At 64.4% G+C, this 24718-nt stretch carries 26 protein-coding genes; 18 read left to right on the forward strand and 8 right to left on the reverse strand.

Going from position 1 to position 24718, the window contains the following annotated elements:
- Nucleotides 1-114 precede the first annotated feature (114 nt).
- Both AOT87_RS18420 and AOT87_RS18425 read right to left on the reverse strand, forming a co-directional pair.
- The gene (locus AOT87_RS18420; protein ID WP_030096138.1) at nucleotides 115-465 is read right to left on the reverse strand and encodes a metallopeptidase family protein; all 351 of its coding nucleotides are present in this window, start codon (nucleotides 463-465) and stop codon (nucleotides 115-117) included.
- Between the two features lie 24 nt (nucleotides 466-489).
- Nucleotides 490-2172: a septum formation family protein gene (locus AOT87_RS18425; RefSeq protein ID WP_057967317.1), complete on the reverse strand. Its 1683-nt coding sequence runs from the start codon at nucleotides 2170-2172 to the stop codon at nucleotides 490-492.
- Nucleotides 2173-2257: 85 nt separating this feature from the next.
- Here AOT87_RS18425 and AOT87_RS18430 point away from each other — a divergent pair, with 85 nt between their 5' ends.
- The 5 genes from AOT87_RS18430 (at nucleotide 2258) to AOT87_RS18450 (ending at nucleotide 5874) form a co-directional block, all read left to right on the forward strand.
- Nucleotides 2258-2707 (forward strand): ankyrin repeat domain-containing protein, encoded by a 450-nt coding sequence (locus AOT87_RS18430; protein WP_030096136.1) that lies wholly within the window; start codon nucleotides 2258-2260, stop codon nucleotides 2705-2707.
- 66 nt (nucleotides 2708-2773) lie between these two features.
- Entirely contained in the window at nucleotides 2774-3256 is a 483-nt protein-coding gene (locus AOT87_RS18435) for a GAF domain-containing protein (RefSeq protein ID WP_057967316.1), read from the forward strand.
- Between the two features lie 39 nt (nucleotides 3257-3295).
- Nucleotides 3296-4552: a serine--tRNA ligase gene (gene serS / locus AOT87_RS18440; protein WP_057967315.1), complete on the forward strand. Its 1257-nt coding sequence runs from the start codon at nucleotides 3296-3298 to the stop codon at nucleotides 4550-4552.
- Nucleotides 4553-4557: 5 nt separating this feature from the next.
- Entirely contained in the window at nucleotides 4558-5367 is an 810-nt protein-coding gene (locus AOT87_RS18445) for a DUF5718 family protein (RefSeq protein WP_057967366.1), read from the forward strand.
- A gap of 48 nt (nucleotides 5368-5415) precedes the next feature.
- The gene (locus tag AOT87_RS18450) at nucleotides 5416-5874 is read left to right on the forward strand and encodes a nitroreductase family deazaflavin-dependent oxidoreductase (RefSeq protein WP_057967314.1); all 459 of its coding nucleotides are present in this window, start codon (nucleotides 5416-5418) and stop codon (nucleotides 5872-5874) included.
- On the opposite strand, the gene AOT87_RS18455 is transcribed toward AOT87_RS18450, so the two are convergent.
- Nucleotides 5871-7424, reverse strand: coding sequence for an MBL fold metallo-hydrolase (locus AOT87_RS18455; protein WP_057967313.1), 1554 nt, complete (start codon nucleotides 7422-7424; stop codon nucleotides 5871-5873). The two genes, AOT87_RS18450 and AOT87_RS18455, sit on opposite strands and share 4 nt — an antisense overlap.
- Nucleotides 7425-7539: 115 nt before the next feature.
- Between AOT87_RS18455 and AOT87_RS18460 the strand changes: the two genes are divergently transcribed.
- Entirely contained in the window at nucleotides 7540-8013 is a 474-nt protein-coding gene (locus AOT87_RS18460; protein ID WP_057967365.1) for a MarR family winged helix-turn-helix transcriptional regulator, read from the forward strand.
- On the opposite strand, the gene AOT87_RS18465 is transcribed toward AOT87_RS18460, so the two are convergent.
- Both AOT87_RS18465 and AOT87_RS18470 read right to left on the reverse strand, forming a co-directional pair.
- Nucleotides 7978-8307 (reverse strand): hypothetical protein, encoded by a 330-nt coding sequence (locus tag AOT87_RS18465; RefSeq protein WP_131727297.1) that lies wholly within the window; start codon nucleotides 8305-8307, stop codon nucleotides 7978-7980. The two genes, AOT87_RS18460 and AOT87_RS18465, sit on opposite strands and share 36 nt — an antisense overlap.
- Nucleotides 8308-8318: 11 nt before the next feature.
- Nucleotides 8319-9032, reverse strand: coding sequence for an AAA family ATPase (locus AOT87_RS18470; protein ID WP_057967311.1), 714 nt, complete (start codon nucleotides 9030-9032; stop codon nucleotides 8319-8321).
- A gap of 130 nt (nucleotides 9033-9162) precedes the next feature.
- On the opposite strand from AOT87_RS18470, the gene AOT87_RS18475 reads away from it, so the two are divergent.
- From AOT87_RS18475 to AOT87_RS18485, 3 genes are read left to right on the forward strand one after another with little or no spacing between them, the layout of a single operon-like run.
- Nucleotides 9163-10143, forward strand: coding sequence for a nitronate monooxygenase (locus AOT87_RS18475; protein WP_057967310.1), 981 nt, complete (start codon nucleotides 9163-9165; stop codon nucleotides 10141-10143).
- Nucleotides 10134-10547: a tautomerase family protein gene (locus AOT87_RS18480; RefSeq protein ID WP_057967309.1), complete on the forward strand. Its 414-nt coding sequence runs from the start codon at nucleotides 10134-10136 to the stop codon at nucleotides 10545-10547. The genes AOT87_RS18475 and AOT87_RS18480 overlap by 10 nt, the downstream gene beginning before the upstream one ends.
- Nucleotides 10548-10559: 12 nt before the next feature.
- Complete coding sequence (locus tag AOT87_RS18485; protein WP_057967308.1) at nucleotides 10560-11453, forward strand: LysR family transcriptional regulator; 894 nt, start codon at nucleotides 10560-10562, stop codon at nucleotides 11451-11453.
- Here the strand turns inward: AOT87_RS18485 and AOT87_RS18490 are convergent, their stop codons facing one another.
- Complete coding sequence (locus AOT87_RS18490) at nucleotides 11454-12017, reverse strand: CHAP domain-containing protein (RefSeq protein WP_030096124.1); 564 nt, start codon at nucleotides 12015-12017, stop codon at nucleotides 11454-11456.
- A 385-nt stretch (nucleotides 12018-12402) separates the two neighbouring features.
- Here AOT87_RS18490 and mgtE point away from each other — a divergent pair, with 385 nt between their 5' ends.
- From mgtE to AOT87_RS18515, 5 genes are read left to right on the forward strand one after another with little or no spacing between them, the layout of a single operon-like run.
- Complete coding sequence (mgtE, locus tag AOT87_RS18495; RefSeq protein ID WP_234795791.1) at nucleotides 12403-13791, forward strand: magnesium transporter; 1389 nt, start codon at nucleotides 12403-12405, stop codon at nucleotides 13789-13791.
- 47 nt (nucleotides 13792-13838) lie between these two features.
- Entirely contained in the window at nucleotides 13839-14612 is a 774-nt protein-coding gene (locus tag AOT87_RS18500; protein ID WP_057967364.1) for an SDR family oxidoreductase, read from the forward strand.
- Nucleotides 14613-14660: 48 nt separating this feature from the next.
- Nucleotides 14661-15458, forward strand: coding sequence for a lysophospholipid acyltransferase family protein (locus AOT87_RS18505; RefSeq protein ID WP_030096121.1), 798 nt, complete (start codon nucleotides 14661-14663; stop codon nucleotides 15456-15458).
- The gene (locus AOT87_RS18510) at nucleotides 15459-16223 is read left to right on the forward strand and encodes a lysophospholipid acyltransferase family protein (RefSeq protein ID WP_057967306.1); all 765 of its coding nucleotides are present in this window, start codon (nucleotides 15459-15461) and stop codon (nucleotides 16221-16223) included.
- Complete coding sequence (locus tag AOT87_RS18515; RefSeq protein ID WP_057967305.1) at nucleotides 16220-17038, forward strand: HAD family hydrolase; 819 nt, start codon at nucleotides 16220-16222, stop codon at nucleotides 17036-17038. Before AOT87_RS18510 ends, AOT87_RS18515 begins: the two co-directional genes overlap by 4 nt.
- Before the next feature lie 22 nt (nucleotides 17039-17060).
- Here AOT87_RS18515 and AOT87_RS18520 read toward each other — a convergent pair whose 3' ends face one another.
- Together AOT87_RS18520 and AOT87_RS18525 are read right to left on the reverse strand one after the other, a co-directional pair.
- On the reverse strand, nucleotides 17061-18800 hold the full coding sequence (locus tag AOT87_RS18520) for an N-acetylmuramoyl-L-alanine amidase (RefSeq protein WP_057967304.1): 1740 nt from the start codon (nucleotides 18798-18800) through the stop codon (nucleotides 17061-17063).
- A 199-nt stretch (nucleotides 18801-18999) separates the two neighbouring features.
- A complete protein-coding gene (locus tag AOT87_RS18525; protein WP_046252137.1) occupies nucleotides 19000-19812 on the reverse strand; it encodes a hypothetical protein in 813 nt (270 codons plus the stop codon).
- 274 nt (nucleotides 19813-20086) lie between these two features.
- Between AOT87_RS18525 and glf the strand changes: the two genes are divergently transcribed.
- Genes glf through AOT87_RS18545 form a run of 4 tightly spaced genes read left to right on the forward strand, consistent with a single transcriptional unit; the run spans nucleotide 20087 to nucleotide 24694 of the window.
- Nucleotides 20087-21286 (forward strand): UDP-galactopyranose mutase, encoded by a 1200-nt coding sequence (gene glf, locus AOT87_RS18530; RefSeq protein ID WP_057967303.1) that lies wholly within the window; start codon nucleotides 20087-20089, stop codon nucleotides 21284-21286.
- Complete coding sequence (locus AOT87_RS18535; protein WP_057967302.1) at nucleotides 21286-23223, forward strand: glycosyltransferase; 1938 nt, start codon at nucleotides 21286-21288, stop codon at nucleotides 23221-23223. Before glf ends, AOT87_RS18535 begins: the two co-directional genes overlap by 1 nt.
- Nucleotides 23220-23783: a phosphatase PAP2 family protein gene (locus tag AOT87_RS18540; protein ID WP_030096114.1), complete on the forward strand. Its 564-nt coding sequence runs from the start codon at nucleotides 23220-23222 to the stop codon at nucleotides 23781-23783. Before AOT87_RS18535 ends, AOT87_RS18540 begins: the two co-directional genes overlap by 4 nt.
- A complete protein-coding gene (locus tag AOT87_RS18545) occupies nucleotides 23780-24694 on the forward strand; it encodes a decaprenyl-phosphate phosphoribosyltransferase (protein ID WP_046252141.1) in 915 nt (304 codons plus the stop codon). Before AOT87_RS18540 ends, AOT87_RS18545 begins: the two co-directional genes overlap by 4 nt.
- The last annotated feature ends 24 nt before the right edge of the window (nucleotides 24695-24718 follow it).

The raw sequence follows: 24718 nt of genomic DNA on the forward strand, positions 1-24718 counted from the left end.
TCGTCCTAAGGGCAGTTTTGCCCTTTCACTAAAGATGGACGGCGGATCCCTCTATTCGGTTCCATCATTCTCCAAGATTTTTGGATTTTTTTCCAGCAAACCTCAGACGCCTCGTTAGCCCCAGCCCAGCTGGTGTAATCGCTCATCGTCGATACCAAAATGATGGGCGATCTCGTGGATCACGGTGATCGTCACCTCGTCCACTACCTCATGTTCGCTGGAACACATCTCGAGCAGCGGCTCGCGGTAGATCGTGATGGTGTCCGGCAGCGCGCCGGCGTAGAAGCTGTCGCGCTCGGTCAGTGCGATTCCCTCGTACAGCCCGAGTAGCTCGGGGTCCTCCGGATTGCGGTCCTGGACCAACACCACCACGTTGTCGATGGCGGCGGCGAGCTTCGGTGGCACAGCGTCCAAGGCGTCGGAAACAAGTTCCTCGAACCGTTGTTCGCTCATCTGGACGGCCATCAGGCGTTGAGGGCTCGCATAGAGCTAGGCCGGTCCGGGTGGCGGCGCGCCCGGAGGTGCCTGGCCCGGTGGCTGCCCCTCCATCGGCGGCCCCTCCATGGGCGGTCCGTCCATCGGCGGGCCCGCGGGCGGCGGAGGCGGACCCGCACCCGGAGGCAGCGTGGTCACGATCGTGTTGCCCGGAGGGTTGCTGGGATTCGGCGCTACCGAAGACGTCGGCGGCGCAGAGGTCCGAGTCGGCTGCTGTGTCGTCTGCTGAGTCGGTTGTTGGGTGCGGGTTGGCTGCTGCGTATACGTCGGCTGCTGCGTGTAGGTGGGTTGCTGAGTCGGCTGCTGGGTAGGCGCAGGAGTGGTGGACAGCGGGATCGGCGGCAAGTTCAGCCGGTCTGCCGGGATGTCCGGCGGCGGCACCGGCGGCTGCCCGTTGATGAGCAGCTGCCCACTCTTGGCGCTGTTGACCAGAGTCGACCAGGCACCGTTACCGAGGGTGGACCCGATGTTGCAGCTGACCTGCCGGCTGCCGGCCGTCCAGCTCGGCAAGGTGATGGTGTTGTACGACAGCGTCAGCGTGGTGGCGCGGAATCCGTCGGGATTGCCCATGTACTCATTGGTCAGACGGTTGCAGTTGTCCTTGATGAACGCGTCCTGGTCAGGCTCGGGCGGCACCGCACCCGGGAACTGCTCTGCCAGGCTCACCGTTCCGGTGATCTCCATGGCATGAGCTCTGTCGCAGTCGACCGGCAGCTCGGTGGGCAGGTTCGTCGTGGAGTCGATACCGACGCAGGTCCCTACCGGCCAGACCTTGGACTGGTCCTGCTCGGCCACCTTGCCGCGGAACAGCTGTTGCTGGTTGTCGGAGCCGGGGAGCTGCAGACCACAGAGCACGCGCCGTTCACCCGCTTCGGACCAGCCCTTCTTGTCTGGATACAGCATGCCCATGGTGAATCGGCTGTTCGGGTCGTAGCGATCTCCCAGGTAACGGTTGATGGCGACCTGGCACTGTTCCTGACTGATCTCCTGGATGCGCACCATGCTGGGTGGCTGTGAATCCGGCCCGTACTCGGTGCCGGGGAAGGTGCGCAGGTCAATGGACTCAGCGACCTCGAAGCGGTGATCGCTCCCGCAGTCAACGGTGCGGACATCGGCCATCGAGGTGGGCGCCGACCAGCTGAGGCAGTCGCCGGCCTTCGCCGAGTTGAAGGTGCTGTTGCCCGGGGCGCCGGTGCTCGGCACCGGGTTGGAGTCGATCCTGTTGACCAAGCGGTCTGCCGAGGTCCAACCGTCCGGCAGTGCCTGGGTGAGGCCGGCGATGAACAATCCGCCGAAGGTGACGAGCAGCAGGGCACGATGTGTGGACCGTTCCTTGAGTCCCTCTTTCAAGCCCTCCCACCAGTGCGGTTTGTCCGATGGGGAGTCGCCCTCGTCGACGGCCGCGGGCTCGACTGCGACGTCGTCCCCAGGCGCGTTCTCGGGGTAGTCCAGGACTTCCGTCTGCGGAGCTTCGTCGGGGGCCACCGATTCGGTGTCGTCGGAGTCCGAGGTGGCCGGGATCTCTGGGGCCTGCTCGGCCTCCGCGGGTGGCACGGCAGCAGCCGCGGACTCGGCTTCGGAGTCTGCGGATGTCTCGGTGCCCACCTCGTCGTCAGGGGATTCGTCCGGGGCGGACTCGTCCCGCTCGACCTTCGTGGGTTCGGCTTCGTCGCTCATACTGCAGCCATTGTTACAGGTGGCGGTGCGGGTTAGCCCAGCGATGCTGTCCGCATGCGCAGCTAGATTGAACTCTGTGACAACGATGGAACCTGACCGTGATGACGCCGGCGAGACCGGGGACTCTCCCGCGGAGGAAGCCGAGCATCAGGCCCGCGTTGCCGAGCAGGTCGCCGCGCTGGCCCACGAACTGTTCGATATGGCCCGGGAGGGCAACGCGTCCACCCTGGCCGCCTACCTGGACTCCGGGGCGCCGGTGGACCTGACGAACCAGGCAGGTGACACTCTGGTCATGCTGGCTGCCTATCACGGGAATGCGTCCACGGTTCGGTCGCTGATCGCGCGCGGTGCGGACGTCAATCGTGCCAATGACAAGGGCCAGACGCCGCTGGCCGGCGCAGTCTTCAAGGGCTCCGACGACATCGTCGAGATCCTGGTCAAGGCGGGTGCAGATCCCACCGCCGGGACCCCGTCCGCGCTCGATGCGGCGCGGATGTTCGGCAAGGACGAGTATCTGAGCCTGTTCGGCGTGTAGGCCGCATGTCGATTCACGGTGAACGCAACCCTTGTCGTGGTCGCGGCTGTAGGCGAGCGTTGCTGCGTGGCATCTGCCGAGACCACCCCCCAACTCGCTGCCCTGGCACCGCGGCTCGATGAGATCGCGCGCCTATTAGGTGTTCGATCGGTGCTGGTCATGCGTTCTGAACCTGGTGCGATGGCTGTCGCCGCCACGGCCGGCGAGGCGGCCGAGCATTACACGGTGGGATCCGTTGGCAAGAAAGCGGGCGACGACCAGAACAGGGTCCCTCTGTACTGCGAGCGGGTAGTGGACTCCGGTGACGAGATTTTCGTGCGTGACTCGCGTGTCGACGGGCTTTTCGCGGGCAACGAGGACGAAGTCGAGTTCGGCCTCACCAACTATTTGGGGCTTCCCGTTCACAACTCGGCCGGTGAGGTCGTCGGAACGGTGTGTGTGCTCGACGAGGTAGCGCGCGAGTACTCGCCCGCCGAGCGCGACGAGCTGGTGGGGTTGCGTGCCCAGGTCGAGACGATTGTCCGAGCCGATGGCTCAGCGCTGGGCTGAAGCGCAGGTGCGGAAACTAGCCCCAGTAGTGTTCAGCGGGTGATCGACCTCAAATTCCTGCGCGAAAACCCCGACGCGGTGCGTGCCTCGCAGCGTCTGCGAGGCGAGGACCCGGCGCTCGTTGACGTGCTGCTCGACGCCGATACGGCACGGCGGGCAGCGGTGTCGAACGGTGACACCCTGCGTGCCGAGCAGAAGACGGCAAGCAAGAAGGTGGGCCAGGCGACGCCCGAGGAGCGCCCCGCGCTGTTGGCAGCGGCGTCTGAACTTGCCACACAAGTCAAGGCCGCCGAGGCCGAGCAGGTAGTCGCCGAGGCCGCGTTCACCGAGGCGCACAAGGCGATCAGCAATGTAGTGATCGACGGCGTACCGGCCGGGGGTGAGCAGGACTTCGTGGTACGCGAGCTGGTGGGGGAGCCGACTGCCATCGAAAACCCCAGGGATCACGTGGAATTGGGTGAATCACTGGGCCTGTTCGATATGGAGCGCGGCGCAAAGGTCTCCGGCGCCCGATTCTACTTTCTCACCGGCTACGGAGCGCTGTTGCAGCTCGGTCTGCTGCAGCTGGCCGTGCAGACCGCGGTGGCCAACGGCTTCACCCTGCTGATTCCGCCCGTACTGGTGAAGCCCGAAATCATGGGCGGTACAGGCTTTTTAGGCGCCCACGCCGACGAGGTGTATCACCTCGAGGAAGACGACCTGTATCTGGTGGGCACCTCGGAGGTGCCGATCGCCGGGTATCACTCCGGCGAGATACTCGACCTGAATGAGGGGCCGCTGCGGTACGCCGGATGGTCCAGCTGTTTCCGGCGTGAGGCTGGTAGCTATGGCAAGGACACTCGCGGCATCATCCGGGTGCACCAGTTCGACAAGGTGGAGGCCTTCGTCTACTGCAAGCCCGAGGATGCCGAGGCGGAGCATGGCAAAATCCTGGGCTGGGAACGGCAGATGCTGGCCCACATCGACGTGCCGTACCGCGTGATCGATGTTGCCGCAGGTGATTTGGGTTCATCGGCCGCCCGCAAGTTCGACTGCGAGGCGTGGGTGCCGACGCAGCAGGCCTACCGAGAGCTGACCTCCACCTCCAACTGCACCACCTTCCAGGCGCGTCGGCTGGCGGTACGTTACCGCGACGAGAACGGTAAGCCCCAGACCGCCGCGACGCTCAACGGCACATTGGCCACCACCCGGTGGTTGGTGGCAATCCTGGAGAACCACCAGCTACCCGACGGCAGCGTTCGGGTACCGGCGGCCTTGGTGCCCTTCGTCGGAACCGAAGTGCTGGAGCCTAAATGAGCAAGATGTTCGACATCGAGCTGGACGAGCTGCGTAGCTGGTTCGGTTTCGGAGTCGCCGGGAACTTCGCGGGACACCTCGAACAGGCCGGGGAATCAGCTGATTTCGTGAATGTCGCCTCAAACGGTGTGGCACCCAAGGGAATATTTCCGTGGTACGTACCCGGTGACGACGGGTTCCTGGGCCAGTTCCCCCTCTCGCACGATGAGACGGTGCTGCCCGACAGCGACACTCCACTGAACCTGCAGATCGAACCCGAAGTGGGCCTGGCCTGCCGCGTGCATTGGCTCGGCGACGTTGTCGCGTCGTTGGAGCCGTTCGCGCTGGGTGCCTTCAACGACTGCTCGATCCGGCGTCCCAACGCTCCCAAAATCAGTTACAAGAAGAACTGGGGTTCAGCGTCCAAAGGCGTTGCGCAACAGTTCTTTGAGGTCAGTGACCTCACCCCCGACGGCCCAACGGCCACCCTGCGACTGAACTGTCACCTGCACACCTCGGACGGGCAGGAGCACGAGTATGGCGTGGACAGCCCGCTGCTTGGGTACTCCTACTACGGCGAGGTGCTGCTGGACTGGATCACCGAGCGCCTGGATAACCAAAAGGGTTCCGCCGATACGCCGCTGGAGGATGTGGGCGCGCTCATGGTGGCCGCCGGGCATCCTGCACATGTGCTGATCGGTATCGGGGCGACCAAGTACACGCCGCTGGGTGAATCCACGTATCTACAGGCGGGAGATGAGGCCGTGGTCCGTGTGTACAGCACCGCGTCCGACGAGGCGTCCGAGCTACGGCAGCGGGTTCGTAGCGTCCACTAGGCGGGACGGACAGGGTGTGCGGCCCCGAGTTCGCGCTAGCGTCGAGACATGACCGAAGGCGTGACCTCGGATACCTACCGGGAGCTTTCTGAGAACGGTGTGCAGAAGCACAACAGCCGGATGATCAGGCTGCTCCGCGAGAACGGCGGCAAGCTGCCCGGAGTGCCCGATGACGAGATGCCGGTGCTCATCCTGAAGATCCTCGGCGCGAAAACGGGAATCGAACGGTTGACACCGCTGGGCTACTTCGAGCACGAGGGTCGCAGGTTCATTGTGGGATCCAACGGCGGACAGCAGAAGCCGCCATCGTGGATCTTCAATGTGCGCACCCATCCCACCGTGACCGTCGAGGTGGTTCCGAACAGTTACGACGCCGTTGTGCGCGAGCTGGACTCGAGTGAACGCGATCAACTCTTCCCGGTGCTGGTGGCCAGATACGCATTCTTCGGTGACTATCAGGCGCGCATCGAGCGAGTGATCCCGATGTTCGAGTTGATGCCGCTCTAGCCGAGCTTTCTGGAGCGCAGCTCGTGCCCCTTGGAGGTCAGGCAGCGGCCGGTCTCCAGGTTCCAGTCCCATCCGTGCAGGTTGCAGGTGAGCGTCTTTCCTTCTACCACACCGAACTTCGAGAGATCGGCCTTGAGGTGCGGGCAGCGCCGCTGGATCTCCCAGCCGTCCAGTGTGATGGATGCGCTGTCGTCGTGGGCCTCGGCGAACCAGCCGTCCGCGTACGCGATGCGTTCGTTGGTGAGGCATTTGAAGAACGTGTACAGGTACTCGTTGTAGCCACCCACGCGCCACGCGGTGAAGCGGGTCGACAAGAAGATGGTGTTCACCCAGTCGGGCTCGTCATCGCGCAGCACCGTGCGCACCAGCTCCGGTGCGATCCCGAACCCGTAGCGGAACTTCTCATTGGGAATGGGTTCACGGACAATGCGTTTCGGAAAGTCGAGCGCCACAATCTCGTCTCCCATGCGCAGCTCCACCGGATAGCCGATGCCATCGCAGATCTGATCGGTTTGCGCCATGATCGGCTCGAACTTGGCACGTAGCGGCCCGAGCAGCGGTTCGCCCTCGGCGGGTGCCCAGGCAGCCTTCTCCGCGGCCAACACGGGAGCCATCCGCTGTGCGTACTCCTCGATGTAGGCGGCCTTGCCAGCGCCGAAGATGTGTTCGGCCTCCTCGTCGGACACCGGATGCGTCAAAGAATTCAATTCGGAGCCGGTGAAATCCGCAACGGTGCCGGGAATCATCAGTAGGCCCTTGTCGTGGCCGTGCTGGCGCATCTGGTCCAAGAACACCAGCTGGTCCGGGAAGATGTTCGCCGGGTCGCCGTGATCGTCGTTGAGGTCACGCAGTTCGGCGTCCAGGAAACACGGTGGCCCAGCGGACGGGATGACCCAGGTGGCGCCCACCTGCGCGATGTACTGACGGCAGCGGTCCATTCCGCGCTGCCGTTTCTGGGTGCCGAAGGCTTCCTTGGCGCGGGCAGGCATGTCGTAGACCATTGGGTACCAGATGGCGCCCGAGTACTGCAGCATGTGCACGTCGATGTGCCCGAACTCTTCGGCCAACACGTCAAGATCGACGGGGCGGGCGTCATTCATGTTGAAAGCCGTTGTGGTGCCGTCGGATACCACGAGGCCGGAGTCGCCGATGGGTCCGTCGGCCGGAGCGCGCAGCGCGATGATCATGACGTCCAAGTCACCCTTGGGGCCGCTGACCCGATGCTTGACGGAGTCCTCGGTCTCCACGAAGGTGTGGAACCCCAGCCCCTCCAGTTCGCGCCTCAGATCCGGCACCGGATAGTCGGGCAGCAGCACCACCGCGTCCTTGTTGACATGGTCGGTCAGGTTTTGCGGGTCGTAGTGGTCCTTGTGCAGATGCGAGACGTAGAGGTAGTCGCAGTTCCCCAGCCGGTCCCAGTCCAGGGTGCTGTTGTCGGGGTAGGGAAACCAGGAGGCGAAGTACGCAGGGTTAACCCAGGGGTCGCAGAGGATGCTGCCCGCAGCCGTCTCGATAAAGAATCCGGCGTGGCCGACACTGGTGACTCGCATGAGCCCCAGCCTATCGAGCTGCGATTACGGGAGCCAAAGCCGCGGACGGGAGCGTAGGTCCGCTATTTGTCCATCGAAATCCCCTTGCATAGAGATGCTACGTAAAATTGATCTGGTGTCCACCACCGATGGCCTCACCGCCGACGTCCTTACCGTGATCGCGCGGCTCAACCGCTGGGTGTCCAGCCAGGCAGAGTTGCCCGTACCCACCGGCCAGGCACGGCTGCTGGCACTCGTCGGCGAGATGGAGGACGCACGGATCTCCGATTTGGCGCAGGCCGACCACTGCAGCCAGCCGACGATGACCGTGCAGTTGAAGCGGTTGCAGGACGTCGGGTACGTCGAGCGGCGCGTCGACCCCACGGACAAGCGGGCGCAGCGGATCAAGCTGACCACGGCCGGGCGCAATGCCTTGGTCGCCATGCGCGCCGAGCGGCAGAGTGTGCTGGATCCGTGGTTGAGCACGTTGCCGCCAGATGAGCAGCGCACCCTCGCCGAGGCCGCCAGGATTCTCGAAGGGCTCACGCGCCGGATGGCGGCGCAGGCCGGCCGCTCACCAGGGCCCGACGACGTACTCCAGCAGGGCTAGCGAGAGCGCCCCCAGTAGGGCGATGACGAACGAAGCGCCGATTGTGTACATGATGGCTCGTTCGCGGCGCAGTCTTTCTACTGCGATTCCTGCGGCAGCACCCAGACCGCCCATGACGGCGAACCCCCCGAACACCAGGTAGAAGATGGCACTGAACATCGCGGGCCAGACCGCGCTGAGACCGCTGACGTAACCGACCATGAATGCCGGAAACCGATAGACCACGGCGGTCAGCGCAGCGGCGATGGGGCAGAAGCCGATCGCGGTCACCGAGCCGACGACGGCACACCGCATGTCTCGCTCCATCATTCGGCCTGGAACAAGTGTCGTAGATACGCGCGTGGGTCGGTGAGGAAGCGCTGCCAGTGTCCCACCATCTCCAGGTCGTTCCAATCGCTTTGCTGCACACCGTCTTCGCCGAATTCCAGAATGGTGGCGCCCGGGAAGGCCGCGAGTACAGGGGAGTGGGTGGCCATGATGACCTGAGATCCGGCGGCGACCACGGCGTCCAGCATCGCCATCAGTTGCAGGGATGAGGTGAAGGACAGCGCGGCCTCGGGTTCGTCGAGGATGAACAGTCCGCGCTCCATGTCTCGCTCGGCGAGGAACGCCAGAAACGACTCGCCATGTGAGCGTTCGTTGAGCCTGCCCTCGAAGATCTGTTCCGGGGTGCGCTGGTCGACCGTCGTGAACAGCTGGTGCATTGCCTCGGCCCGCAGGAAGCACCCTCCGCCGGGGCGCGGGTGCTCGGCATCGAAGGTGATGGCCCAGTACAGGTCGGTGTCCTCGCTTCCGCCGGGCGCGCCCCAGTGGTTGACGGCATAGGGCAGCCGTGAGCGCCACGAGGAAGCCACCGCCTCGAGGAACGTAGACTTGCCCGAGCCGTTCTCGCCCACGATGACGGTGACGCCGGTGGTCAATCGCAGGGGTTCTCGAGCGATCTGTGCGATCGCGGGGATCTTCAAATACCAAGCGTCGGGCTGCTTTTCACGATCGATCGCGATCTGGCGCAGGATCACGTCTTGATGGTATCGGCACCCATCATTCTCCTATCGCGGTATGTAATGTGGATTTCGTTCTGAAAAACAGAACGCTCTTATCGTTAGAAACCGCTGGACCTGCGGTTTCTCGCGAACCTACGGTTGAGGCATGACATTGAAGACTCGGCTGACCCGGCATTTCGGCATCGAGCATCCGGTGGTCCTGGCGCCGATGGATGATGTCGCCGACGCGCGCCTCGCCGGTGCGGTCAGCGCGGCGGGTGGCCTCGGCCTGCTTGGCGGCGGTTATACGAACGAGGTGTGGGTTCGCCGGCAGTTCGACCAGCCCGGCACTGCCGTCGGGTGCGGTTTCATCACCTGGACCCTGAACGGTAACGAGCATGTCCTTGATTTCGTGTTGGAACAGAATCCCGCGGCGATCTTTCTGTCGTTCGGAGATCCCGCGCCCTATGCGACGCGTATCCGGGCCGCCGGTGTGCCACTGATCTGCCAGGTCCACAACGTCGAGCAGGCTTCCCGGGCCATCGAGGTGGGCGCCGACGTCATCACCGCGCAGGGCGCAGAAGCGGGTGGCCATGGGGCCGGACAACGATCGACGTTCACCTTGGTTCCAGAGATCGTGGACCTTGTCGCGAAGAACGCGTCTCAGGTCCTCGTGCTGGCCGCGGGCGGAGTAACCGATGGCCGCGCCCTGGCGGCAGCGCTGGCGCTGGGCGCGGACGGTGTGGTGGTCGGGACCCGGTTCTGGGCATCACAGGAAGCTGCGATCTCCCGGGTTGCCCAGCGATACGCCCTTCAGGTCGACGGCGACAGCACCATCCGCCAACACGTCTATGACATTGTGCGTGGCAAGGACTGGCCGTCTACCTACAGCGGCAGGGTGCTGCGCAATAGCTTTGTCGACAGATGGCACGGCCATGAGGTGGAGCTCGCTGAACATCTCGAGCAGGCTCGATCCGAATACCAGATCGGTGTGGCCGCCGAGGATTACCGCGTGGCCAATCTGATCGTTGGCGAGGGCATCGGGCAGATACGGCATATCGAGAGTGCCGCAGACATCATCCATTCCATGGTGGCTCAAGCCGCCGCCATCAACCCGGCATATCAAGGAGTCAGCACATGCCACTAGTGCGTATCGACTTAACCTCTGACCGGCCACGCGATCAGCAACGGGCCATCGCCGACGCCGTGCATGACGCTTTGGTCGAAGTGTTGAAAATCCCTGTACGAGACCGATTTCAGATCATCACGGTGCATGAGGCCGCAGACATCATCGCAGAGGATGCGGGACTGGGCTTCGCGCGATCGCCCCGTGTGGTGGTCGTGCACATCTTCACGCAGACCGGCCGTACCGTGGAGACCAAGCAGCGGATCTTCGCCGAGCTGGCCGACAGGCTGGCTGCCGTCGATGTGGCGGGCGCGGATCTTTTCGTGACGATCAGTGAAAATGGGCCGCAGGATTGGTCTTTCGGTTTCGGTAACGCGCAGTACATTACCGGTGAGCTGGCTGTGCCCGCCGCGGCGAGCGCATGATGGAATCCTGATATGGAGCTCAGTGACATCGCGCACTTCCTGGCGGTCGCCGAGGCCGGGGGCATCTCTCGCGCCTCGAAACAGCTTCATACCGTGCAGTCCAACGTCAGCAGCCACATCAAAGCGCTGGAGGACGAGCTCGGTGTCGAGCTGTTCCGACGACATGCCCGGGGCATGACCCTGACCAACGCAGGGGAAGCCTTTCAGCCCTACGCCGAACGGATTACGGCGCTGCTGCGTGAGGCGACCCAGGTGGTTGGCGACGAGGCCGAACCCACCGGAACACTGGCCATCGGCTCCATGGAAACCACAGCAGGACTGCGACTTCCTGGCATCCTGGCCACGTATGCCGTCGACTGTCCCCGAGTGGATTTCACACTCACCACAGGCACCACCGTCGAGCTGATCGATATGGTGAACGATCACCGGCTCGATGGCGGCTTCGTCTGTGGACCCGTCGAACACGATGCTCTCTCGGCGAATGTGGCCTTCGTGGAGGAGCTGGTACTGGTCACCGCTCAACACCACGGCGACATCCGTGATGTCTTCGATACCCCGGTCCGCATGCTTGTCTTCCGCAACGGGTGCGCCTACCGCGAAAGGTTGCAGGAGATCTTCGCCGATCACGGCAACGTGGATCCTCAGGTTCTTGAATTCGGAAGTCTGGAGGGAATTCTCGGATGTGTCGCGGCCGATATGGGTGTGACGTTGCTTCCGGTCGCAGTGGTCATGGCCTCGCAGCGTGCAGCAGCGCTGCGGGTGCATCAGCTCCCGCCACTGCAGGCGCGAGTCGAGACGCTGTTCATCCGGCGAGCGGACTCGGTTGTCTCACCAGCAATGTCGCAGTTCCTGCGCCATGTGCAGCGCGCTGGTTCACCCGCGGTGCTGCGATCGGTCGGCCGGTGATTACTCGTAGCGTCCGTAGCCGGTGATACCCGAATCGTTGGCGGCCACGTAGGTCGACAAGCCGACTCCGCGGCCCTCGCCACCACCGACGGTTGTCAGGGTGCCGTTGTCATTGATCAGCACGATGTTGACATGCTGGCCCTTCGGACTGGGCTCGTCGTACAACACCATGTCGCCCGGCTTCGGTGAGTAATCGGGGGTCTCGTAGCGCCCCTGCTCCTTGAGGTAGGCGGTCAGCGTCAATACCCCCGGGATGCGCCAATGCCCGGAGTTCGGGTTGGCGAACGGCTTGCCTGATGCGCGCATCACCCAGCTGGTGAAGTCGGCGCACCAGGGCTCGTCGTTGCCCTCTGAGTACTTCACCATGCCCGCTTGCTCGGCGTATTCCTGCCCGAGGATCTGTACGACGGCGGCGCGCCCCGGGGACAGCGCAGTGGTGTCGACGATGGGAAACGATGGTGTTGCGGTGTGGGAACGGTAGAAGCCGAGGGCAGCACCGGCCGCCACGACAAGGCTTGCGGCCAGGGCTACCAGGAGCAGCGCACGGCGGGTCGTCAGACGCATGCGATCCAGATTACGGAAGTTTGTCGCAAGGCCACTTTCGGTCCTCGGAGTTCCATGGGGACCGGTTGGCGGCCGCGAGGAATGTGCGAAAACGCACGCGACGCCCATCACTGCTGGTCGTCACCGCCCTGCGGCGTTGCGGTGCTCGGAGTGATCAGGGACCCGGAGGTGTGTCGGTTCACCACACAGCATCGGTTGGATGGCCAGGTTTCGTTCTCTGTGTCAATATTTCTGCGCCCGGGCCACTTTGGATCGTGGATTCGTTAGACGGTACGGGCATACCGGGTGTGAATCCCGGCTAATCGAGGCCCCGTTAATCCGTGGTGGCTGGCAGCATCCTGCGCGTCAGGATGCTGCAGGGCCTGTGGGCGTAGAGAGGATCGTGATGCCGAAGTCGAATATGGATCTCGGAGTGTTGGGGGTGCTGCCGGTTCGCGCCAGCGCGCTCAATTCCGCGCGTGCGGTGTCGGAATGGCTTCGTTTAGCCGGCACTGCGGAGCGCAGCCGCATGGTTGCCCAGATGTCCAAAGAGCAAATCGTGCATCTGGTTTCATTGCTGGACGAACAGACCGGCCCCGAACTGCTGGGATCCCTTGACGCCCACGCCGCGGCTCAGGTTGTGCGTGCTGCAGGTGTAGAACGGTGCGGCCGGTTCTTTGAAGCCCTTGACTACGACACCGCTGCCGACATCGTGCGGCAGTTGGGGGGTGTCCGCCGAGAGACCCTCCTGCAGACCCTGAGCCCGGAGTACGTGGAGGCACTCGAAGCGGTGTTGCAGTGGCCGCCGGAATCGGTAGCGGCGCACATGATTCCGGATGTATTCACTATCGGTCCCGAGTTGAAGGTGCCTGCGGCCCAAGAATCCGTGCGGGCGCAAAGCCGCGGTGGGGGCGGCAAAGTTCAGGGTGGTACAGGCCAGATCTATGTCACCGACGCCGATCGGCACCTGCTAGCGTCGGTCGGCTTCGATGATCTCGTCCTGGCAGATCCGAATCAGACTGTCGCACAGTTCATGAGTGAGGACCCGATTCGGGTGGGGCCGCTTACCGACGCGGAGCACGCTGCTCGAATTCTGATCGATTACGACCTGTTGGCGTTGCCGATCGTCGATGATCAGGGTGAGGTGCTCGGGGTGTTGACCGCCGAAGCTGCCGACGACATCCTGATCGAAGAGGCCACCGAAGACGCGGAACGGCAAGGTGGTTCGGAGCCTCTTGACGTGCCCTATGTGCGGGCTTCGCCGGCACATCTATGGCGCAAACGCATTGTGTGGCTTCTGGTGTTGTTCGTCGCCGAGGCATACACCGGCACCGTGCTCAAGGCATTCGAGGACGAGCTCGAGGCGGCGGTGTCGTTGGCCTTCTTTATTCCGCTGCTGATTGGTACCGGCGGAAACACCGGAACTCAGATCACCACCAGTCTGATACGCGCCATGGCCACCGGCCAGTTTCACATCCGCGATCTGCCCCGCGTCTTGTTCAACGAATTGTCGACGGGCGTCCTTGTTGCGTTGACGATGGCTGGCGCAGGCATCATGCGGGCCTGGACCCTTGGTGTCGGCAAGGAGATCGCGATTACCGTCTCTTTGACGCTCTTTGCCATCGTTCTATGGACGGCTCTGGTGGCATCCCTGCTACCGCCCCTGCTCCAAAAGCTGAAGGTCGATCCCGCGGTGGTGTCTGCCCCGATGATCACCACCCTCGTTGACGGGACCGGCCTGATCATCTATTTCCTCATCGCACACGCGACCCTTCCGCAGCTGGCTGGCTTGTAGGGGGTTTCCAGCCTGCGCGGCATCGGTCGGCGGGTAGCGTGCCGGAGGTGAACCTCAATGACTTCCAGGCGCTCTACGACTTGTCGGGACGTACCGCCATCGTCACCGGCGGCACTCGTGGAATCGGGTACGCGATTGCCGAGGCTCTCGGCGCCTGTGGGGCATCGGTCGTGGTGTCGAGCCGGAAGGCCGACGCCTGTACCGCCGCGGCAAAGCAGCTACAGGACAACGGGTATCGCGCACTTGGCGTGCCTGCTCACATGGGGGACCTGGGCGATATCGACAGGCTGGTCGCGAGCACGGTTGACGAGTATGGCGGTGTCGACATCGTGGTGAACGCCGCCGCTAACCCGGTCGCGCAGCCCATGGGCAGCTACACACCGGAGGCGCTGGGTAAGTCCTTCGACGTCAATGTGCGTGGTCCGGTGTTTCTGGTGCAAGCGGCGTTGCCGCATCTGACCGCCAGTGAGCATGCGTCGGTGCTCAACGTGGTGTCGGTGGCGGCGTTCCAGTACGTGCCGATGCTGTCGATGTACGCGGCGATGAAGGCCACTCTCATGTCCTTCACCCGGTCGATGGCCGTCGAATACACCGGTCGCGGTATCCGGGTGAACGCGCTGGCGCCCGGCACAGTCGACACCTACATGCTGCAGCAGAACCCGCAGGAGGTCATCGACGCCATGGCCGCGCAATCCTTCATGGGACGTGTGGCACACACCGACGAGATGATCGGCCCGGCGCTGTTGCTGCTGTCGGACGCGGGTTCGTTCATCACGGGCCAGGTGATCGTGGCTGACGGCGGTGGCGGGGTTCAGCGTTAGGCGGGTATCCGAGTGCACTGAGCGGGCCGCCAGCGCTAGGCTCGTCACGTGGAGCCTGTCTATGGAACGGTGATCGGGCTTGCCCGCACCGTCTGGGCCGTTCAAGGCCTGAAATTCACCGTCACGGGTGTCGAGAACCTGCCGACCGAAGGCGGGGCGGTGGTGGCGATCAACCACACCGGGTACATGGATTTCACCTTCGCCGGGCTACCGGCGTTCCTTCAGAAAAAGGGACGCAAGGTGCGCTTCATGGCGAAGAAAGAAACCTTCGACAACAAGATCACCGGCCCCATCATGCGAGGGTGCCGGCATATCTCCGTGGACCGCGTAGACGGTGCGGCGTCCTATGCCGAGGCGGTCGACAAGCTCAAGGCAGGTGAGCTGGTCGGGGTCTACCCGGAAGCCACCATCAGCCGCAGCTTCGAGATCAAGGAATTTAAATCAGGGGCGGCACGCATGGCCATCGAGGCTGGCGTGCCGATCGTGCCGCACGTCATCTGGGGCGCACAGCGCATCTGGACGAAGGGGCATCCGAAGAATCTCGGTCGCACCAATACTCCGATCTCGATTGCGGTGGGCGCACCGATCCCGCCGACATTGCCGGTTGCAGAGCTCACCGCGCTGCTGCACGCACGCATGCAGCACCTGCTGCTGGAAGTGCAGGACGATTACGGTCAGCATCCCGCCGGCGAGTACTGGGTGCCGCATCGGCTGGGCGGGTCCGCGCCGACGCTGGCCGAGGCCGCGCAGTGGGACGCCCAGGACGCTGCCGAGCGCAAGGCACAGCGTGCTGCCCGCGAGGCGGAAAAGCAGGCCCAGCAGGATGGGGCACAGAAAGACGGCTAGATGGAACCGGTCTACCGACTCCTCGAAATCACGGCTAATACGGCGGTCCTCCTCACGGGGACCACGATCAGATATCGAGGTCTGGAGCAGGTCCCCTCTGGCGGAGGTGCGGTGATCGCAATCAACCACACCAGTTACGTCGACTTTCTTCCAGCGGGTTTGGCGACGGTCCGCGCCGGGCGGCGGCTGCGGTTCATGCTCAAGGCGGAGATGCAGGAGGTGCCCATCATGAACTTCCTGATCAAACATGCCAAGGCGATTCCCGTTGACCGCAGCGCGGGCCACGGGGCCTACGAGGCGGCGGTGGACAGCCTGCGCAGTGGCGAGATCGTCGGGGTGTATCCGGAGGCCACCATCAGCCGCAGCTTCGAGCTCAAGGAGTTCAAGAGCGGAGCCGCCCGAATGGCGCATGAGGCCGGTGTGCCGATCGTTCCACTCATCGTCTGGGGAGCTCAACGCATCTGGACCAAGGATCATCCAAAAAACCTGGGCCACAGCAAAATCCCCGTCAACGTGGCGGTCGGCCCGCCGCTGGACGCAACCCCGGATTTCGAGCGCACCACCGTCGAGCTGCACGACGCCATGGAGCAGGTACTGACGCAGGCGCAACAGGATTACCCGGAAGAGCCCGGCGCCTACTGGCTGCCCAGGCGCTTGGGCGGCAGCGCCCCCACACTGGAGGAAGCCGCCGCGCTTGACGCGGCGGAATTGGCAGAACGCGCCCGTAAGCGGGCCCAGAAGAAGACAGGCCCGAACCGCACGTGACTCCTCCCACCCTCATCGCGTCCGACGTGGACGGGACGCTGATCGATTCCGACGAGCTGCTGTCGCCGCGTACCCGGGCGGTCATCACTGCTGCGGTCGAATCGGGCAGCACATTCGTCCTGGCTACCGGCCGTCCGCCCCGTTGGATCACCCCCATCGTCGACGCCCTCGGCTTTGCGCCGATCTCGGTGTGCGCCAACGGCTCCGTTTTGTACGACGCGGACAGTGACCAGATCCTCTCGGCGGCGACGCTCGCTCCGGCGGAGCTCGCCGTGCTGGCCGAGGTCGCCCAATCCGCCATTCCCGGAGTGGGCCTGGCGGTGGAGCGGGTCGGCCGCAGCGCACACGACGCCGCGACACCGCAATTCGTCAGCTCACCCGGATACGAGCACGCCTGGCTGAATCCCGATAACACCGAGGTGTCGCTGGACGACCTGCTGAGCTTTCCCGCGGTAAAGCTGTTGGTGCGCAAGGCCGGAGCCCGTAGCGCAGACATGGCCGAGGTCCTCGCGCCCCTGGTGACCGAGGCAGGTGCGGCCATCACCTATTCCACAGATAACGGGCTTATCGAGGTGATGCCCACCGGGATCAGCAAGGCCAGCGGAATCGCGGTGGTGGCAGATCAGGTTGGGGTACGGCCCGAATCGGTGATCGCCTTTGGCGATATGCCCAATGACGTAGCCATGTTGCGCTGGGCCGGGCACGGGGTGGCGATGGGTAACGCGCACCCGGATGCGCGGGCCGCCGCCGATGAGATCACTGCCACCAACGACGACGACGGGGTGGCCAAGGTTCTCGAACGCTGGTGGGGCTGAGACCTTTGAGGTGCATCCAGCGCTAGGCGGCGGGTGCGAACTGCTCTACCGGGGGCGGCGGGGGAGGCGGAGCCGGTGCGGGTGGAGGCGGTGCTGCCGGTGCGGCAGGTGCTGAGAACTGTTCGGCCAGGGCGCTTTGTGCCACCGGTGCCACGCCGAGGATCTCGCGGGTCTCTCCGTTGATCACGCTTGACACCCGGCCACTGGCCCGGTCATAGATCAGGGAGCCATTCTGGAAGTTCTGCACGATGATGTTCGGTTCGCCCACTTCATCGGTCACCGGGAGCCCCAACGATCCTCGCTCGAAATCTGTTTCCGCCCAGGCGTGGTAGATCGCCCCGACAACGGGATGGGTGCCGGTGCCGGGAGAGAAGTACATGGCGCCGTTGCGGAAGGTCGCGAAACGGGCATCACCGGCAGCCTGCTGCTCAGTGGATGTCGGTGCACCGAGGGAACTGTCGGTGCTGCCCAACCGCATCCAAGTGTCGTAGATGGCGCCGCCGCGCATCGCATCGACCAGGTCAGGTGGCTCGCCGTTGGCGGCGCCTGCGGCGATATCGCGCAGGCGGGGTATCAAGCGGTACGCGGCCTCACCCGGGCATTCGGTGTTGCCGACGTCGCGGTGCGTGAAAATCGTTGGCAGCGTGACGACTTTTCCTCCGGGCACGGTGGTGAATGGTCCGCCCTCCGACGCCAGGTCCACCTGGCCGCGCGGATCAACGCCGGCGAGCCGCAGTCGCCAGCCCAGCATGCGGCCAGCGGATTGCAGCATCGCGGGAGAGGGCTCCTCGCGAGTGAAGTCGCCGATCAGCGCCAGCCCCCAGCTGTGCTCGTTGAATCCTCCGGTGTGTGCGCCCTGCACGTTGTTGGTGATGCCGCCGAAACGGCCCTCGAAGATCTGTCCGTACTTGTCCACCAGCACGTTGTAGGCGATGTCGCACCATTTGAGGGTTTTGGTGTGATACGCGTAGATGGCCCGGATGATGGCAGCGGAGTCGTAGGGCGAGTAGTTGTTGCTTCCGGCGGTGTGGTGGACCACTCCCGCGCGCACGTCCCTGTTGTAAACCGGTGGGCACCGGTCTGACTCATTGGCTCCCCATTGGGCACGGGTGATGATGCGCGGGCCCGCCTGGGGCAGCGCTATCGGCGCCGACCAGCGCTCTTCGAACCGCGCGCCATCGGGTGGTGCCAGCTTGGGGCTGATCAAGATGGCGTCGAGTCCGGTGGTCAGCGGCTGCTCGATGCTCGCCGGCCGGTACCCCAGGCCGGGGTCGCCGCCGCCGGTCTTCGGCGCCTTCACGTTCGCGCCGTAGCGGGGTTGCACGGCGATCTGAGCGGAATGGGTTGAGCCGACGAATACCGGCTCTGTCGCCGCGGGGATTGCCTTGTCCTGGGCCACGGGGTCGCCGGACTCAACGGGGTGGAGCTCGTACCACTGCCCCCAACCGCCATCGGTCTGTTGCGCCCGCACGGAAACGTTGACGGAGGCAAGGTCCTCGCCGCGGACGGCGACCAGGCTGAAGGATTCGGCCTGCTGGATGTCGTGCACGGTGGCCGGTGTATTCAGACCGGGTAGCCCGACCTCCGCGGTCAGGACCTCGTGAGTCGCGGAATTCTGCAGCGACTGCGAGGTGATGGCAGTCTCTTCGGCCTGCTCGGTTTTGAGGTGATCGACGACGCTGACGGTCATCACCGTCGCAGTCGCGGCAAGAGCCAGCGCAAGCTGCCGTCGCATGGGCATCTTGCTGACTCGTACTGGCACGTCGTCTCTCCTGGATCACACCGGACGTACCGCATGGAGCGACACGACCACCAGGGATGTTACGTATGGGACAAATGTGACTAGTGATTCGACACGCGTCAAATGTCGATCTTGATGTTTGGCGGGTTGGCCAGACGCAACGACACCGCAGAGCCTCTGTGCCCTGCGGTGCCGTTTCGCTACCTAGTTTGTGTGTGACCTATCCGGCCGGCGGAGCCGCCGCGGAGGCGGCTGCCGGGATGGCGCCCTTGATGAGGTCAACCGCCTGGGTGATGCCCAGCTGGTTCACGGCGCCCATCGCGTCGCTGATCAGGCTGCTGCCGCCACCGAGCCCGCTGCCGCCCCCGAGTGCGCTGGGGGTACCGAGGCCCGCCAGTGAGGGATCGGCAAGCGCCGGGTTGGTCAGTCCGGTGCCGAGCGCCGGGTTTGGCGTGATCGGGACTTCAGCGCCGGGGGAGGTCAGGCCCGCGGTCGATGCGGCCGGATCGGTGAGCGCCGGGTTCACGCCCGTCGGGCCGGTACCGGTGAGACTCGGGGTGCTGGCCGGAGCTGCCGGGTTGGTCAGTCCGGGGTTGGTCAGCGCCGGGTCGGTGAGACTCGGGGTGGTGGTAGCGCCCGGGCTGGTGAGTCCGGGGTTGGTCAGGGCCGGGTTGGTCAGCGACGACGAGGGGCTGGTGAGCCCGCCCGGCGTAGTGAGCCCACCGGGCGAGGTCAGCGCGGGGTTGGCGCCGCCAAGGCTGCCGAGCCCTCCGCCACCCAGGCCGGGGATGTTGAGACCGGACAGCCCGGGGATTTGCACGCCGAACTGGGACGTCATCTGTTGAACAGCGCCCATGACCTCACCGGGGAGGTCCGACACGATCGCGGCCTGCACGAATTCCTGCTGTGAGGGTGCGGGCGCGGCGGCCTGGGTCATGTTGGTCGCGAGGGCAATGGCAAACGGACTTGCGACGGCCAGCGCGGCGACCGAGCTCAAGGCTGTCGAAAGCCGGCGGCGGCGACGATTAGGCACGGAAGTCTCCTCAATATCGGGTCGATCACTTATGGTGTTCTGCGGTTTTGCGTGTTCTGTCACGGGTTTTCCCGCGGGTGTCGGATCGGTGGATCGGCACCGGAACCGACGCTTTCGATGGTAACCAGAGTTACTGGTGTGACTAATGGGACGAAACCAAATCGTGAGCCAATTGCGACCGGATCCGTACCTGCGAACCCGGGTACAGCCGTTCTTCACGGGGCGGATGTCGCTGTCAGGGGCTCGCGGTACCGGTCCAGTACCCTGACTGCACGTGACCGGAGAAAACCAGCAGTTCGACCTGATCGTTGTCGGATCCGGGTTTTTCGGCCTCACCATCGCTGAGCGCGCCGCGACCCAACTGAACAAGCGGGTCCTCGTCGTCGAGCGCCGTCATCACATCGGCGGTAACGCGTACTCCGAGCCCGAGCCTCAGACGGGTATAGAGGTACATAAGTACGGTGCGCACTTGTTCCATACCTCTAATAAGAGGGTCTGGGACTACGTGCGGCAGTTCACCGAGTTCACCGGATACCAGCATCGCGTCTTCGCGATGCACAACGGGCAGTCCTATCAGTTCCCGATGGGCCTGGGGCTGGTGTCGCAGTTCTTCGGCCGCTACTTCACCCCCGACGAGGCGCGGGCGCTGATTGCCGAGCAGGCCGCCGAAATCGCCACCGAAGACGCCACCAACCTCGAGGAAAAGGCGATATCACTCATCGGGCGCCCGCTGTACGAGGCGTTCGTGAAGGCGTACACCGCCAAGCAGTGGCAGACCGACCCCAAGGAGCTGCCCGCGGGCAACATCACTCGCCTGCCGGTGCGCTACACCTTCGACAACCGGTACTTCAACGACACCTACGAAGGCCTGCCGGTCGACGGGTACACCGCCTGGCTGCAGAACATGGCCGCCGACGACCGCATCGAGGTGCGCTTGGACACCGACTGGTTCCAGGTGCGCGACGATCTTCGCGCCGCGAACCCGTCGGCCCCGGTCGTGTACACCGGCCCGCTGGATCGCTACTTCGACTATGTCGACGGCCGATTGGGCTGGCGCACACTTGATTTCGAGGTTGAGGTGCTCGAGACCGGAGACTTCCAGGGCACCCCGGTGATGAACTACAACGACGCCGACGTGCCATTTACCCGGATCCACGAGTTCCGTCACTTCCATCCGGAACGGGCCTACCCGACGGATAAGACCGTCATCATGAGGGAATTCTCGCGGTTCGCCGAAGGGAATGACGAGCCGTACTACCCGATCAACACCGAGGCCGATCGGGCCACCCTGGCCGCCTACCGCGCCCGCGCCAAGCAGGAGACAGCTTCTTCGAAGGTGCTGTTCGGCGGACGGCTGGGTACCTATCAATATCTCGATATGCACATGGCGATCGCCAGTGCGCTGAGCATGTACGACAACGTGCTTGCGCCGCATCTGGCCGACGGTGCTCCCCTGTCCGGAGGTGACGAATAATGAGTGACATCCCATTCGGTCCCATCGATTCGACGGAATCGCATGCGGTGAGCCTGCTGTCCCGGGTGATTCTGCCCCGGCCGGGCGAGCCACTCGACGTGCGCAAGCTCTACATCGTCGAGTCCGAGACCAACGACCGGCGTGCGCACGCACCCACCCGCACCACGCTGGAGATCGGCGCGGAGTCCGAGGTCTCGTTCGCCACCTATTTCAACGCGTTCCCGGCAAGCTACTGGCGGCGCTGGTCGACACTGGAGAACGTCGTGCTGCACATCGAGCTGTCCGGTGCCGGCCGCGTCGACGTGTACCGGACCAAGGCCACCGGTGCGCGAATCACGGTGGGCGGCACTCAGTTCAGCGGTGCCAATGCGGTGATCGAATTCGAGATCGGCCTGGATGCGTTCGAAGACGGTGGCTGGATCTGGTTCGACGTCACCACCGACACCGAGGTGGCGGTGCATAACGCGGGCTGGTACGCCCCGACCGCAGCACCCGGCCGGGCCAGCATCACCGTCGGCATCCCCACCTTCAACCGCCCCGGAGACTGCGTGAACGCTCTCAAGGCGCTCGCTTCGGATCCCCAGGTGGACAAGGTAATCACCGCCGTCATCGTCCCCGACCAGGGCACCAACAAGGCCAAGGATCATCCCGAGTGGGCGGCCGCGGCGGGGCCGCTCGGGGAGCGCCTGCGGGTGTACGACCAGCCGAACCTCGGCGGTTCGGGCGGCTACAGCCGGGTCATGTACGAGGCGCTCAAGAACACCGACTGCGAACAGATCCTCTACATGGACGACGACATCCGGATCGAACCGGATTCGATCCTGCGGGCGCTGGCGCTGAGCCGTTTTGCCAAGTCCCCCATGCTCGTCGGTGGTCAGATGCTCAACTTGCAGGAGCCCTCGCACCTGCACGTGATGGGTGAGATGGTCAACCGTGACAACTTCATGTGGACCAGCGCGCCGTTCGCCGAGTACGACCACGACTTCGCCGAGGAGCCGCTGGCGGATTCGCCGGACCTGCACCGGCGCATCGATGTCGACTACAACGGCTGGTGGATGTGCATGATTCCCCGCGTGGTCGCCGAGGAACTCGGCCAGCCGTTGCCGCTGTTCATCAAGTGGGACGACGCCGAGTATGGGATCCGCGCCAACGAACATGGTTATGGCACCGCGTCCATGCCGGGCACCGCGATCTGGCATATGGCCTGGAGCGACAAGGACGACGCCATCGACTGGCAGGCCTACTTCCACCTGCGTAACCGGCTGGTGGTCGCGGCTCTGCATTGGGACAACCCGATCCGGGGTCTGCTTGCCAGCTCGCTGAAGGCCACCTTCAAACACCTGCTGTGCCTGGAGTACTCGACCGTGGCCATCCAGAACCGGGCCATCGACGACTTCCTGGCAGGGCCCGAGCACATCGCGTCGATCCTCGAGTCGGCGCTGCCCGACGTGCGCAAGATGCGTCAGCAGTTCCCGGACGCCGTCGTACTCCCGACAGCCACCTCGCTGCCCTCGCCTTCCGGGCGCCGCAAGGTGCACAAGCCGCCGGTTTCCCTGCCCGCCATCGGGTTACGGCTCTCCCGCGGCGTGATTCATCAACTGAAGAAGGAAAACCCCGAGCATCACGTGCGCCCGGAGCTGAACGTGGCGACCCAGGATGCCCGTTGGTTCCTGCTGTGCCGTGTCGACGGCGTCACCGTCACCACCGCCGACGGGCGTGGTGTGGTGTATCGCCAGCGTGATCGGGCCAAGATGTTCGAGCTGCTGCGCGCGTCGGCGCGTCGCCACCTGCAGCTGATGCGTAATTTCAACAAGATGCGCAAGACCTACCGCAACGCGCTGCCGACGCTGACCAGTAAAGAGCAGTGGGAGAACATCCTGGGCATCGGTAAGGACAATTCGGCGGCCCAGTCCGTGAATCCCGGGGTGAGTGCATGACCGGTCTGCTGCCGGGCGAGGTGACCGCGCCCCAGGGGGAGACCGCGGTTCTTGTCGCCGTGCAGTCGGCCCTCGCTGGTCGGCCCGGGGTGCTGAGCACCGCCCGCGGTCTGTCCCATTTCGGTGAGCACAGCATCGGCTGGGTGGCCGCGGCGCTGATCGGCGCCGCCATCAACAGGCGAGACAAGGCCCGTAGGCGCAGCTGGTTGGCCGCAGGTGCGGGCGCCTTTGGCGCCCACGCCGCGTCGGTGATCATCAAACGTGTGGTGCGCCGGCGTCGTCCCAGCCATGAGGCGGTGCGGGTGAACGTCGGTACCCCGAGCCGGTTGAGCTTCCCCTCCTCGCACGCGACCTCGACCGCGGCCGCCGCGGTGCTGTTGGCGCCGCTGACCGGATTGCCGTTGCCCGCGCTGCTGATTCCGCCGATGGCGTTGTCACGGTTGGTTCTTGGCGTGCACTACCCCACAGATGTGGCTGCCGGCGCTGCCTTGGGCGCGCTGATCGGCACTGCCGTTCGCCGGGCGGACTCGCGCCTGGCGCTCAAGGAGGAACAGGTATGAGCGAGGAGCCGGCACCCACCGCAGGCCCGCCCAAGAATCTCGTCTCGGGGATCATCAAGGCGGTACGCCCGCGTCAATGGGTGAAGAATGTCCTGGTTTTCGCGGCGCCTTTGGCGGCGCTGGGCGACATTTCGCCGCACGACTACCGGGGTATTTTCATCCGGGTCGCTATCGCCTTTGTTGCCTTCAGCATGGCGGCGTCGTCGATCTACCTGATCAACGACGCCCGCGATGTCGAGGCCGACCGGCAGCACCCCACCAAGCGGTTCCGGCCGATCGCCGCAGGGGTCCTGCCGATACCCGCCGCGTACGGGCTTGCGGTCGTGCTGGTTGCCGGGTCATTGGGCATCGCCTCTCGGGTCAGCCTGAACCTGGTCATCGTGATAGCGATCTATATCGCCATCCAGCTGGCCTACTGCTTTGGCCTCAAACATCAGCCGGTCATTGACATCTGCATCGTCTCATCGGCGTATCTCATTCGGGCGATCGCCGGTGGTGTGGCCGCCGGTGTGTATCTGTCGCAGTGGTTCCTGCTGATCATGGCCTTCGGGTCGCTCATGATGACTGCGGGTAAGCGTTATGCCGAATTGCAGATCGTCGAGAAGACCGGTGCCAAGATCCGTAAGTCGCTTGAGGGATACACATCCAGTTACCTGCGGTTCGTTTGGACGCTGTCGGCGACCGCGATCGTGGTCTGCTACGGGCTGTGGGCCTTCGAACGTGACCACCGCGCCGGATCCTGGTTTGTCGCATCGATGATCCCGTTCACCATCGCCATCCTGCGTTACGCGGTCGATGTCGACGGGGGCGAGGCGGGCGAGCCCGAGGAGATCGCTCTGGGGGACAGGGTGTTGCAATTCCTGTTCGTCGCATGGATCGGATCGCTCGGTGCGGCCTTCTACTTCTCCTAACACCCAACCCGGCCCGGGCACGAA

It is taken from the genome of Mycobacteroides sp. H003 (assembly GCF_001440135.1).
Lineage (GTDB): Bacteria > Actinomycetota > Actinomycetes > Mycobacteriales > Mycobacteriaceae > Mycobacterium > Mycobacterium gwanakae.